Annotated in this window: 6 protein-coding genes and 1 pseudogene; 4 read left to right on the top strand and 3 right to left on the bottom strand. The window is 65.5% G+C overall.

The features are described from left to right. The first annotated feature begins 6 nt into the window (after nt 1–6). From GXN78_RS29790 to GXN78_RS29780, 3 genes are all read left to right on the top strand, one after another. A complete protein-coding gene (locus tag GXN78_RS29790) occupies nt 7–720 on the top strand; it encodes a TetR/AcrR family transcriptional regulator (protein ID WP_106559133.1) in 714 nt (237 codons plus the stop codon). 32 nt (nt 721–752) lie between these two features. Then, nucleotides 753–1,751, top strand: coding sequence for a tripartite tricarboxylate transporter substrate binding protein (locus tag GXN78_RS29785; RefSeq protein ID WP_106559134.1), 999 nt, complete (start codon nt 753–755; stop codon nt 1,749–1,751). Nucleotides 1,752–2,835: 1,084 nt separating this feature from the next. After that, the gene (locus GXN78_RS29780; RefSeq protein WP_106559135.1) at nt 2,836–5,757 is read left to right on the top strand and encodes an adenylate/guanylate cyclase domain-containing protein; all 2,922 of its coding nucleotides are present in this window, start codon (nt 2,836–2,838) and stop codon (nt 5,755–5,757) included. Here the strand turns inward: GXN78_RS29780 and GXN78_RS29775 are convergent. From GXN78_RS29775 to GXN78_RS29765, 3 genes and pseudogenes are all read right to left on the bottom strand, one after another. Beyond that, complete coding sequence (locus GXN78_RS29775; RefSeq protein ID WP_106559136.1) at nt 5,738–9,289, bottom strand: Dyp-type peroxidase domain-containing protein; 3,552 nt, start codon at nt 9,287–9,289, stop codon at nt 5,738–5,740. The genes GXN78_RS29780 and GXN78_RS29775 overlap by 20 nt on opposite strands. An 11-nt stretch (nt 9,290–9,300) precedes the next feature. Further along, entirely contained in the window at nt 9,301–10,005 is a 705-nt protein-coding gene (locus GXN78_RS29770) for a hypothetical protein (protein WP_146163121.1), read from the bottom strand. Nucleotides 10,006–10,200: 195 nt separating this feature from the next. Further along, nucleotides 10,201–11,440: pseudogene (locus GXN78_RS29765) on the bottom strand (ISL3 family transposase). Between the two features lie 306 nt (nt 11,441–11,746). On the opposite strand from GXN78_RS29765, the gene GXN78_RS29760 reads away from it, so the two are divergent. Beyond that, complete coding sequence (locus GXN78_RS29760; RefSeq protein WP_164255879.1) at nt 11,747–13,234, top strand: S8/S53 family peptidase; 1,488 nt, start codon at nt 11,747–11,749, stop codon at nt 13,232–13,234. Nucleotides 13,235–13,249: the final 15 nt, after the last annotated feature.

Below are 13,249 nucleotides of genomic sequence, written 5' to 3'. Positions count from 1 at the left end.
CACGCCATGCCCAGGCCACCTGCTTCCGCACGCCCTCGCCGTACCCAGGCCGAACGCACCCAGTCGACCCAGCGCAAGCTGATCGACTGTGCCATTGATTTGCTGAAGAAAAAGCGATATGCAAGCTTTCGCACCGCCGAAGTGGCCGAGCACGCGGGCGTGTCCAAAGGCGCGCAGACGCACCACTTCCCTTCGAAGGACATGCTGGTGCTGCAGGCGCTGGAAGAGGTCTATCGAAGAACGCAGCAGCGCGCGATTAACCGCATCGAAGCCGGTCGCGATGCACCTGAGCGGCTGCTGGAGCAGTTGGTGGCCGACAGTCGCGAGTTCTTCCTGGGCGACGACTTCCTACTCTCGCTCGACCTGATGATGGTGGACCCGGGCTCCACGCTCGGTAGCGATGTGAAGCGTCTGGCGCAGCAATACCGCCTGCCAGTGGAGCAAGCTTGGTTGGACGCACTGGTGGAGGCTGGACATCCGGAACGCCAAGCCAAGGACGTGGTTCGCCTCACCTTCGCGATCGCGCGTGGTTTTGGCGTCCGGCAGCTCATCGCGGGAGAGGATGAGGAGTTTCAGCACCTCATGGACTCATGGATGCGCATGGCTAAAGCAATGCTCGTGCTTTCGGCGCACGCGGACCAGAGTGCTTTCGACTCTTCCTTCATTCATCCTTCCAAAGCCTCCCCGGTGCGACGCGCCCGCAAGAAGGATCTCAGCTGAGCACGACAGCAGCACACACGAAAAGAGACCCTATGACCGACCATTCCCATCCCTTTCCCAGTCGCCGCATCGCACTGCTGCGTATGCTCGCAACCGGATTCGCTGCATCGACCAGCCTGCCGGTGTGGGCGCAACCGCTTTCCTCGCGTCCAATCAAGGTCGTTGTTGGTAGCCCCCCGGGGGCACTAGGTGACGTTATCGCCAGACTCATGGCGCAGAAGCTTGGCGAAGCTCTGGGCCAGCCGAGCATCGTGGACAATCGCGCGGGCGCCAGCGGGGCCATTGCCGCTGACTATGTCGCCAAGGCGCCGGGCGACGGCCACACGCTTCTCGTCGCGCCCGATGCGGTGATGGTGGTAAACCCCTTTGTCTTCCCCAAGTTGCCCTATGACCCGACCAAGGACTTCCGTTCCGTCGCACTGTTGGGTAAGGCCACGCTGGTGCTGCTGGTCAGCCCCGCGCTCAAGGTGAAGACGTTTGCCGATTTCGCCCAGCTCGTAAAGTCCAAACCCAAGGCCATCAACTTCGGCAGCGGCGGTTCAGGCCACCCTTCTCATATGGCAATGGAACTGGTCGCAAGCCGCCTCGGGCTGCAATTGACGCACGTTCCGTACAAGGGCACGTCACTTGCATTGCAAGGCCTCATGGCTGGGGACGTCGATGCGGTTATCGTGAGCATGGCCGAGGCGATGCCACAGGTGAAGGCCGGCAATGTGATCCCGTTGGCAACCAGCGGCCCAGCCGCGAAAGAAGTGTTTCCCAACCTACCGGAATTCAAGGAGTCGCACGCCGACCTCGACATCGCTGTGTGGTTCGGCGTTTTTACCGCCGCGTCCACACCGGCCGACGTCGTGCAAAGGCTTAACGCAGAAGTCAACAAGGCGCTGGCACAGCCGGATGTGACGAAGCGACTAGCCGAATTCGGCCTTACGGCCACACCCGGCGCGCCGTCGGTGCTGGATCATCTTATGACCGCAGACCAAGCACGCTTTGGACCGCTGGTGAAAACATTGGGGATCACCGCGAATTGAACGGCCCCGGATCGCATCGAAGCATTCGCGCCTGCGGGCAATCGGAAGAAGCAGTCCTCGGGAGGCCGGCCCCCCATCGACCGTGTTCCGTTGGACGAGCTACTCAAGCTGTCGTCGGCCAGGCCCAGCCGCTGCTCAGCTTGATCGACGCGTACCAAGCGACCCATCACGGCTTGGACCGTCTAGAGTCGATCGGTTTCGCAGATGGTCATGGTGATCGTCGCCGCGGATGTTGCCATCGTTGTGCCACGAAATCAGGGGGCGACGCGAGGAAGAACGCGACATTTCAACTCAGCTCCCATGCGTCAACTGAGCACGCCTTGTTATGTTCAATGACCCGTGAACTTGAAAAGCCCGCACGGCAGGGCAGAAGAGGGTGAAGAGGGCGCCACCTCGCCGCGACAAACTGACATGGCCTGGCAGAGCCGGCACACCGGCTGCTCGACGAGCAAAGCAAACAGCGCTTCTGCGTGCTGTACGCGGCCGTCATGCCGGCCGATGAGCAGCAGGGGGCACTTCCCCATCACCGGCGCCTCCGGCGCCGTTGCAGCCCCCGTCGGAGATCAATCACAAGCAGGACTTCCGCGTCGGCCAGCGTGTGAGCGACCAAAGCCTGGATCGCGGCGAGGTGTGCCGCCCGAAGCCTGGCACGACGAAGGTCACCGCCCAAGTCGGCAGGAGCCAGGCCCACCGCGTGATCGCCGCCTGGTCGCCGCAAGCTCGATGCGCGCCGGCGCAGATGCCAAAGGCGCCGCGTGCCCGGCCACCGACCCCACCGCACCTGACTCGCTGCTCCGCCGATTACTAACGCGCTTGGGCGACGAGGTCAGCGTTGTTGAATCTCGTCGGCGCGCGTGCCCAAAGCACGATCTCGTCCCCCGAAACGCAGCTATGTCCGTGTGGCCAGGCGAATCGATCCGGGGCGACGCGGATCATTGGCGCTCGGAGCTTGATGACCGCATCCGCCGACCAACACCAGTACAGCAGTACAGCAGTACAGCAGCTTGCTTCGAGGGTCAGAGTTGACCTCCCGGTTTCCACGTCAGTAGTACTGCCGTATTATGGTTAGGGAAAAGTGACGTCCATGCACAACGAAGCGCCAAGCGGCAAGGTGAACGCCCAGGAGGAACGGCGGTATCTCGCACTCCTGTTCGCCGACCTATCCGATTCAACAGCACTGTCGGACCTGATGGAGCAGGAGCACTACGGCGCCCTCATCGCGCAGTTGCGTGCCATCTACGCGGGCACGATCAAGCGCCACGGCGGCATGGTGGAGCGTGTGCAGGGCGACGGCGTGCTCGCCACCTTCGGCTTCTCCGGCGGGGAGGACGCCGGCCGCCAGGCGGTGCAGGCCGCCCTGGAACTGCACGACCGGGTGCGCTCTATGCCGGTCGCCCTGCCGGCTGGTTTCACGCCCTCGCTTCACATCGGCATCCATTCCGGCCTGGTGCTGGTGGGCAAGGGCGGCACCACGCAGGGCAAGCACGAACTGTTCGGTCTCGTGCCCAACATCGCGGCGCGGCTGGCGTCGTGCGCCGGTCCGCACGAGCTCCTGGTGAGCGAAGAGACCCTGGGCCCGGCGCGCCGCTTCTTCGTCACCAGCCCGCCGACGCTGCTACCCGTGAAGGGAAGCGCGGCGCCTGTGCTGGTCTACAAGGTGGATGCCCGCGCCAGTTCCTCCGAAGCCGTGCGCGCGGCCTACCGTTCCGGCACCGGGTTCCTCGGCCGTGCGGACGAACTGGCACTGCTGAACGCCGAACTCGCCACAGCCATGGCTGGTGGTCCGCGCGCGCTGGCCATCGTCGGGCCGCCCGGGCAGGGCAAGTCGCGGCTGGTGGATCAGTTCCTGGCGCACGCGGTGCAGCAGGGCTGCGCTGTTCTGCGCGGCTACTGCGAACGCACGGGCGCCGAACCCTGCCAGCCGTTCCTGCACATGCTGCAGGCCCTGGGCCGCAAGTCCGGGTCGCCGCCGGACATCGAGCGGTCGCTCGTACTCACGGCGCGTGAGCGGCCTCACGTGTTGTTCATCGACGACTGGCAGTGGGCTGACGATGCGTCCCGTGTCCTGTTGGCCGCCCTGCGGGCGCGCATCGATTGCGTGCTGCTGGTTATCCTGTGCACGCGTCCGGAAGGCGCGCAGGCGCTGCCCGTGGACCGCACGCATGCGCTGCCTCCGCTCGGCGCCGCCGAGGCGCTGCAGGTCGTCTCCGCCCGTTTGCCTGGCGCGGACCCGTTTCTCGCCGCGCGCATCTGCCATGCGGCGAGCGGCAATCCGCTGTTCCTGGAGGAGTTGTGCCATTCCGCCCAGCGAGGCGAGCCGGAGCGACAGCCGGGCCGCGTCGCGGCCAATGCGGCATGGCTCAGCCAGCTTGTGCAGTCGCGCGTACAGGGGCTCGACCGCGCCGAGCGCGAGTTCGTGCAGGTGGCCGCCGTCATCGGCAACGTCATCCCGGCCTGGCTGCTGGAGCGCCTTACCGGGCGCCGCATCGACGATGCGGTGCTGGGCAAGCTGGTGCAGCGCGACCTGCTCTTCACCGGCGAGCGCGTGGGCACGCTGCGATTCAAGCACGTCATCACGCGTGACGTTATCTACGACGCCGTGGGCCTGCACGAGCGGGAGAAGCTGCACCTGCGCATCGCCGAGGCCCTGCTCAGCCACGGCCCCAGCGCATCGCGCGAAGACGTGCTGGAAGCACTGGCCCTGCACTACCACCTGGGGGGCGATGCGTCCAATGCGGCGGACTACGCGGAGCAGGCGGGCGACAAGGCGCTGGCGGCATCGGCCCTGGACCGCGCGCGCGCGCTGTACCGAGTCGCGCTGGCGGCCCTAGAGCGGCAGCCGCAATCCGCCGAAACGGCCCTGCGCTGGGTGAGCATCGTGCAGCGCCTGGCACGCGGCTGCGTCTTCGATGCTATGCGCAGCGAGCAGGTGCTGTTCACGCGCGCGGTGGAACTGGCGCAGCGCCACGGCGAGCGCTCCACGGTTGCTGGTGCGCGTGTCTGGCTGGGCTACGTCTGCTACTCGCTGGGCGACACGCGAGCCGCCATCCGACATTGCGCGGCGGCGCTTGAAGATGCCCATGCCGCGGGGGACCGGCGGCTGACCATGCACGCCGTGGCTGCGCTGGGCGAGATGTACTGCGCGGCAGCGCACTACGATCGCGCGCTGCCACTGCTGGACCAGGCCATCGCGGTTGGACGGCAGAACCGCAGCGAGCAGCGCACCAGCGCCGGGCTGGCGTTCTCGCTGGCCTGCCGGGCCATCGTCATGGCGGAGCACGGGGAGTTCAACAAGGCTTACGCCTTGTTCGACGAAGCCGTTTCCTGCATCGGCCGCCAGAACTACGAGGTGGGTGCCTCGGTGCATGGCTGGCGCGCGGCCGTCCTGCTGTGGCAGGGTCGCTGGGAGGATGCGCGCGCCGCGGCAATGGACTCGTGGCGGGTGGCCGAGGCGACGCACAGCCTGCTGCAGCTCTCCATCGCCCGCGGCATCAGCGCCTTCGCGGACTGGATGGAACGGCGTCGGCCCGAGAGTCTGGCGACCATCCTCGAAGTGTCGGAGTGGCTCAAGCCGCGCGACAGTTGCCTCTATCGATCGCTGTACCACGGCTGGCTGGCCGAAGGACTGGTGGACCTGGGTCGGCATGCGGAGGGTCGAACACATGCGGTGCAGGCGCTGCTGCGGGGGCGCGAACGCGACGTGCTGGGCCTGCCCATGAGCTGCCGGGCGTTGGCGCGCGACGCGGCGACGCATCGCCCGGAGCAGGTCGGGCGCTACCTGGCATGGGGCATGCGCGGCGCGCGGCGACGCGGCTCGGCCCACGAGTTGGCCAAGATGCAGCTGTGCGCCGCGGAGATCGCCTGGCAATTCGGTGAGGCCGAGCGCGCGCTGCACCTGCTGGAGCCGGCGGCGGCCGCGTTCTCGCGGATGCAGATGGACTGGCACCTCGGGCGTGCTGCCATGCTGCGCCTCCAGCTGCAGCCCGCTACGGCGCGGGCTGCGTGAGGATCAGCAGCACCGGCGATCCGGTCGGCCGCAGGGTGCCGGCCTTCATCAGGCAGGCGATCATCGCGAGCATGACGCCCATGGCGAGTTCGTAGCCGGGGCAGCCGTGCACGGTGGTGTCTTTGTCGTAGTCGTTGTTGTCGCGGCCGAACACCAGCACGGGCGGAGCTCCGGGTTCCGCCAGCGCGGACTGCAGGCCCAGCACCACGCGCTTGTTCTCGGCGGTGTCAACCTTGCCGTTCACCACGGGACAGCGCCATGCCATGGTGGGAACGGGGTGCTGCCGAAGGGCGGCCATCAGCGGCTTGCGCAGTGCATCTGCGGCCTCGTCGTACGTGATGTCCTTTGTGCTTGACTGCTCGAACAGGCTCTGCTGGTGCACCCACAAGGCCCGGTCGCCATCGATCCAGGTTTCCATCGTGCGCAGAAAGTTGGACTGCACCGAGGGCGTGAAGCCGAGCATCGTGCCGGCGATGTTCGCAGCCAGTCGCTCCAGTGTCGGTGCCCCCAAGGCGGCCTTGATATCGCGGGAAAGCCGATGCCCGGTCAGATCGGGATCGCGTTTCAGCCAAGCCTCCACCGCCTCGCGTACGGCCGTCGCATGGGCCCTGCCGTCGGCCTCCAGACTGGGTTGCGGATGCGGCATGAACATGTAGCGCGAGGCTGGGCCAAGGCTGCCGGGACACAGGACCGGCTTGACGGGAAACTGACCTGCCCGGTAGCCCCCCGTGACCATCAGATCTTCGTCGGGCAAGCCGAACCATTTCTTGCAGAGTCGGGCGAGCACATGGTTGCTGAAGTCCACCAGGTCGATGGGGCGGCGGACGACGTTGTCGCCGGCCGCGCTGGGAAGAGGATCGATTTCGCTCAGAACGGTTTGGCCCTCCAAAAGGGCGTCATCGAAAGCAGTGGACTCGTCGACGTCGGCGATCACCTTCTTCACCGGCATTTCTTCGATGCGTTGGGGGTCGTCGGGGTCCATCCCCAGAAGGTTCAGGCCGATCGTTTCCTTCATCCGCTCGCCGTAGCCGTGAACGGAATACAGGACGCGGCGCTTGTCCCTCAAGGCCGCGAGCACCTCATCGAGCGTGCCCAGCAGCGTGCCGTAAGCACTGGCCTTCGGCGCCAACAGGCTGCCGTCGCGCACCCGTTTCCACACGACTTCGCTCTTGTCGCGGTCCTCCAGCAGTGCGCGGATGGCCTCGCGGTTCTTCCCCAGTGCTTGGACGGCCTCGATCGCGGCCTTGCTTGGCGGCGGCGGGTCAGGAGCCGCGTTCGCCGCCTTCGCCCGCTTGGTGAATTCCGCGAAGGTCTCCAGCGCCTCGAGCGAAGGTATGAATGCATAGAGCCCCCACTGCAACTGCACCAGCGGCTGGTCCGAAAGCTCCACGCGCTGCACTCTGCCGTTGGCCAGGTAGCGGAAGGTGTAGTCCTCGCCCTCTTTCGGCACGCGCAGCAGCGGGTCGCCCTGGGCGGAGCCCGCGCCGCTGGCGTTGCCGCCGGCAACCCAGCGCTGGAGGGTCTCGAACTGCTCCGCAAGGCTGGCGCAGTAGGCCATGAACATGACGCCGCGAGCGGCTTCGCGTTTCGAGTCGGAATATGTCCCCCAGGACATGCCTCGACGCAAGATGCGAGGGGTGTAGTCGCGGCCATCGCGCGGGTTGCAGCGCCGGACGTGCGAATGTAAAGGGCAGGCATCGCTGGCGGGCGAATCGAACCGGAAGTCGTTGTCGTGTTTGAAGGCGGCCGGCAGGCCGCCCAGCGGCGCGCCATCTGCGCCTCGGCCCATCATCGCTTCGAGCAGCGCCTTGCCCTCGGTGGTGGTCGGCGGCGCTACGGCGTCTAGCCGGTCCATGAACTGGCGCAGCTTGCGCACCGCGAGGAAAGTGCCGTTGTGCAGCAACGGGTCCTTCGCCTCGGGCTCAAGGTCGCCGCGGTCGTTGGCGTAGCCGAGCAGCAACTCGCCCGCGCTGACCTGATTGTTGTAATGCGCGAAGTCGTTGCCCGATAGCGAAGGCAGCTTCGGCTGGCTCACACCGTCCGCGATGCCCATGTGCCCCACGGAATGGATCTCCTTGGGGTCGCGGTAGCTGCGCATCGGCTCCGCGGCGAGCAACCGCAGGCCGTTGTCTGCTTGATGCAGGGCGTCCACTTCTTCCCGCAGGTCCGGGTGCTCCTCGCCCTTGTTCGCGGTGTCCCTCAGCCGCAGTTGCACTATCAGGTGGACTGCCTGGAAATCCACGCGCTGTCCGCTGTCCTGGCCCCATAGCAGGGGCCGAGTCCAGCGGTCGGGATGGTTGGTGCGCAGGTCCCCGAGCAAGCCGAATCGCGCCTCCATGCCTTCCAGGAATTCCTGCGGCAATGCGGCCAGGCGATCGGGCGTCACGCCGAGCGCCTGCAAACCCGGGTAGGTGAAGCCCACCATGTAGCCAATGTCTTTGTCGGCAACGGGCCCGCAGCGCACGGCGAGCCCGGCGATTGCTGTCAGCGCCCGCGCCTTGTCCTGGTCCGTGTTCTTGACCTGCAGCAGCACCAGGTAGCCGTGCGTCATCCGCTCCCCGGTACTCAGTACGTGCGCTTGAAGGGCCTTGGTGTCGACGATCACGGCGGGTGTCGGTTCGGGTTTCTTGACGTCGCGCCACTGCAGCCAGTCGAGTTCATCGCGCATCGCGACGGTCTTGATCCCGTTCCACGCGTCCTTGAGAGCGGTGAGGTCCGGAGTCAGCGACGGCTTCCCGGTCCTTTCCTCAATCTGTTTCATGAAATCGATGGGCGTCCTCAACGCGTCTTGTGCAAACCGCCGCAGAACGTCTTCGTCAGCATTCGGCGGGAAGTAAGTGGCCAGCCGGTACAGGCCCTTGAGCGTGCGCAGTGGAAGGGCCAGGGCGCGCTTCGGGCTTTTCCAAGCGATGGCCAGCGCCTCGGTCTGCCGCTGTGGATCCGAAGGCTGGTGGTACCGGGCAAGCGCATCGTCCGATGCGCCGTCACGCTGCATCGCCTCCAACCGTGCGAGATAGCCGCTGTCGCCCACCGTGCTTGCGGAGTCGGCATAGAACAGTCCGGCGGGCACTTCATGCCGGCGGACCCAGTCGCAGTAATCCTCGAAAGTGGCCTTGGTCGAGCCCGGGTAGTCCGGCGAATGGCAGAACAGCAGGTCCAGCAGCGGCCCGATGCCGTGCTGGATCACGCGCATGTACGGCTCCCAACCGCCATCGAAGGTGACGTTGAGCGAAAGCCGCCAGACACCCAGCTCCGGGAGCGCGCCCTCGGGCCCCGCTTCGGGTTCGACCAGTGCATAGCGGAAGCCATGAATGATGCCGAAGCGCCCGACCACGTCGGGGAAGACCGACCACAACTCCGACTCGCGCAGGTTCTGGCGCGACGTGTGCACGGCCTCCAGCACCTTGCGCAGACGGCCGACGTAGCTCATCGGCTCGATTCCCGGGACCATGTCGGTGCGCAGCGGGGCGAGCACCGACAGATTGGTGACGCCGGCCAGGCCGGTGGAACGCGTGCGGACCTTGTCGTTCATACGATTCTCTTTCAAGTCGGGCGGCGGCTGGCGCCGAGGGTGAGCGCGGCCGCGCCACCGTCATTCAGGAACGCGATCGCTTCGCCCTTCACTGCCCAGGAGATGCCAAAGGCGAGCAGCATCAAGGTCTCGAGCCAGAACATGCCCGCCGGGCCCAGCCATCGGACAAAGGCGAAGTGCACGAACAGCGCCAGCAGGCAGCCGGCGATCACGCTGCCGCAGACGTAGTAGGTGAGGTTGCGCTGGTCCTTCTGTCGGTTGGCACGGGGCGGCGCATCGCTCATGGGAAAGAGCCAGAGGCAGAACAGCGCCAAGATGCAGAACAGGACGGCGGCTGCCAGCAGGTGGATGGTCGGCCAGGCGGACGCGGCGTAGGACGGTCCCCAGCCCCAGATGAATTCAGGTCCCACGTCCTTCCCGCAAGCGCAGGGCACCTGGCCGACCACGAGCGCCGCGCCCCCAGCGACAAAGGAGGCGATGCGGTCCCTGGCGTCGTAGCCGCGGTAGAAAAGCAGGAATGTGCCGATGGCGCAGATGCCCGCCACGAAGAGCGCGCTGCCGGCTGTGCAGTAGCCCTCGCTTACCGAGCCCAAGCCGCCGCCGTGCACGAGCAGCATCGCGAACGGCAGGGCCGTGCCGATGAACCCCACCGCCTTGCGCAGCGCCAAGAACGAATGGATGAGTTCATCCCTGAGCCGCGCAGCACCGTGTTCCATGACAGTTCCTCCGCAACAAGGCGTGAACGATTCAACGGAATGTAGGCGGGGAACGTGCCCGGGGGCAAACAGGCTCTCATCAGTTTTGGGGATGCCCTCGCGCGGATCGGCCTCCGCATCGCCAGAAGTAGCACGCTTCTGCAGGCAGACCCAACAACCACTTACAAGTGCCCTCAAAAACGGCTCTGTTGAAAATCAAGTGGGTTGCCCAGCGTGAGGGTTGATGGCTTGGAAGTCGAGCTTGCCGGCGATCAGGAAGATGACCGTCTTGATAGTGGACAGGCGCACGAAGCCGCGGGCGCGACGCTTGGCAGCCTGGAACAGGCCGTTGATGGCCTCGAGAAAGCCGTTGGTCTGACGCGTCTGCGACCAGGCCACGATGCCGTCCATGTGGCGGCGCACGAGCGCGGCAACTTCTTTCATCGGCTGGACCTTCGAGCGCATGACGCAGGTGCTCCAGTACCGAAGCATGGCGCGCATCACGTTGACCTGCCTGCGCTCCAGGATCTCTCGCAGCTGCTCCTTGTAGAGCCAAGCTCGGGCCGTGCGTTTGAGGCTCGGCTGTGTGATCAATGCGTAGAGATCGGCGGCGGCCTCGGGCGTGAGGCTGTAGCTGCGCTGCCTTGAGCAGCGTCCAGCGCATGCCCTTGAGGGACCTGTCGGTACGCTGTTCGATGCGCCGTGTCTTGTCCACTGCGGTGTTGGCGTGCCAGATGACGTGGAACTTGTCGAACGTGATCTGAGCGTTGGGCAACTCCTCGCTCACGCCCTTGATGAAGGCCGGGGACATGTCGATGCTCACCGAGCTGATCTGCTGCGGCGGACAGCCATGAGCCTCGAGATCGCAGGCCAGTGCCGCTATGGCTTGGGCGTCGCGGCCCTCGGTGACGAAGAGCACTCGGCGGGCGACTGCGTCGGCGGCCAAGGTCACGTAGTCGTGCCCCCGGGCACGCGAGGTCTCGTCGATGGCCAGCGCAGTGACATCGCTGAAGTCGGCCAGCCCCAACGCCATCTCGACGTAGCGATTGCAAACTTCCATGACCCGATAGGCGGACTCGCCCACGATGCGTGCAACCGCCGCAAAAGGCATCTGCTGCGCCAGCATCAGGACAAGTGCCTCGAACAGCAGCGTGAAGCCCGACAGGCGTCCGGCGAAATCGGGCTCGACCAGGCGAACCGAGCCGTTGGGCAGCTTGACGCGTGGCGTGCGCACGTGCAGGTGGCACTCGTGCTGGAAGAAGTTCAGGTGTCGATAGGTCTTTGCCACCGTGTCATGCACGGGGTGCGTACCCTCATACCCGGCAACTGCGAAGTGGGTTCCGGGTTCGAAGTCGACCAACACGGTCAGCAGCTTGGCGCCTTCGTCGAACTCAACCGAATTCACCGACCAGGGCGCAGCAATCCCGAGCGCCGCTTCGAACAGCTTGGCAGTCATCGCACAACCCCTCGCAGAGTTCAGCCAGGCGAAATCTTACCCACTCGAAATTCAAGAGAGGCTCAAAAACTGTGTCCTGTGCGATCGGTGCAAATTGACACGCCGGGATCCACACAAGCGCGCTGCGTTTCAATGCGCGGCTTTGCTGGGGCCACGTTCAAGCAGCATCGGTGCGTACTTCGTCAGGTTGAACCGGAAGGTGTCGGATGGGTAGTGCCCCAGCACTCATCCCCAATCTGGATGATGCAGCGATCAGACGGGCGACATAGAAGCAAGCTCCTCCGAGTTGGATCAAGGAACATCATCGTGCCGACCGTGACTACCAATGATGCGCAAGACTCCGATGCCGACGACGACCGCGTCGTAACCGTTCAACTGTCGCAAGCGAAGGGCGCTCAGCAGGCGTTCCTGCGAAAGCTCCAGGACGCGCTTGGCGAGGACGCCAGCTTGGGCAGCCTGACTTCCGGGCCGGGTGAAGACGTGTTCGTGATACCTGGTACGGCAGAAGCGCTATTGCGCCGCAAGTTGCAGCTGCCAGACGACGATGCGCTCGAAGCACTCTTGCGCAGCTATGGCGCCTTGACCGTGAACGCGCTGCACGCACAGGCACTGTTCGCGCTCATGTACCGTGGTGCTGTTGTCCTGCCCGGTGGACCGGTGGGCGCGACGAAAATCACCAAGATCCAGGCTCCCGCCAAATCGGCCCTTCAGGGCGCCGCTGCTGTCTCGCTGCCAAAGGATTTTCGGGGGCCTTACGACTGGAATCTAGGACCGCGTGGCGCTAATGTTGTCGAGGCATGGCAGATGTTTGCGGCGCATCCTTCGCACAGTGCGCAGCTTCCGTGGAAGGACGTTCGCGTCGCACACATCGACACTGGATATACCGAGCATGCCGCGCTGGGCTGGGACGGCGGCGCGAGCATGACAGTCGACGTGGGGCGCGGATCGGAGCATTGGCCGCAGAAGGACGAGGATCCCCGCGACGAATGGCTGCCTGGCTTCCCCGGGCACGGCACGCGCATCAGCGCGGCGATTGCCGGTTTCCTGCCGCAGGCGCCCGGTAGTCCGTTCTATGGCGTCGCGCCTGGAGTGCAGATCGTTCCATATCGGGTGACCGACAGCGTGATCGTGGACCACGTCCAGTCTGCCATTGCAGACGCAATTCTCGAGGCGGTTGCCGACGATTGTCACATCGTGAATGTATCGCTGGGAGCGTTGCGTGGCGACCGCCGCGTGGCCGAAGCACTGGACACGGCCTACGAGCACGGTCTTATCGTTTGCTGTGCCGCAGGGCAGGTATGGCCGAGGGTTATTTACCCCGGCCGCTTCAATCGATGCATGACGATGGGCGGGGTGGGTCCCGATTTCAAGCCATGGGCCAGTGGGGCCACCGGCCGTCATGTCGACCTGTGCGGGCCGGCAGACGCCATTCGTCGCGTGAAAGCCGAAAAGCGGACTCCCGGCGATGCGGCCCAGGCGATCTATCCGAAGCCGGAGGGCGATGGCACCTCCTATGCGACCGCTACCTGCTCAGGAGTCGCCGCCTTGTGGCTGGCGTGGCACCAAGTGGACGCGCTGCGTGAACGCTACGCCAACTCCGGACGCTGGCAGATCCCGGCGGTGTTCAAAGCGCTGGCGCGCGCCAGCTCGACTCCGGGGAAATGGCCCGCGGGTTCGAACAGCTACGGCAGTGGCGTGATCAACGCTGCCGCGCTGCTTATGCTCGAACTTCCCGACGATGGTGTTGCCGTCAAGGCGGCTGCAGCCGATGCGGGATTCGACCCCAACGACTGAGACGCTGCAGCCGCA

Source organism: Variovorax sp. WS11, from assembly GCF_010499245.1.
In the GTDB taxonomy this organism is placed as follows: domain Bacteria; phylum Pseudomonadota; class Gammaproteobacteria; order Burkholderiales; family Burkholderiaceae_C; genus Variovorax.
This window is presented reverse-complemented; position numbering and strand designations above follow the sequence as displayed.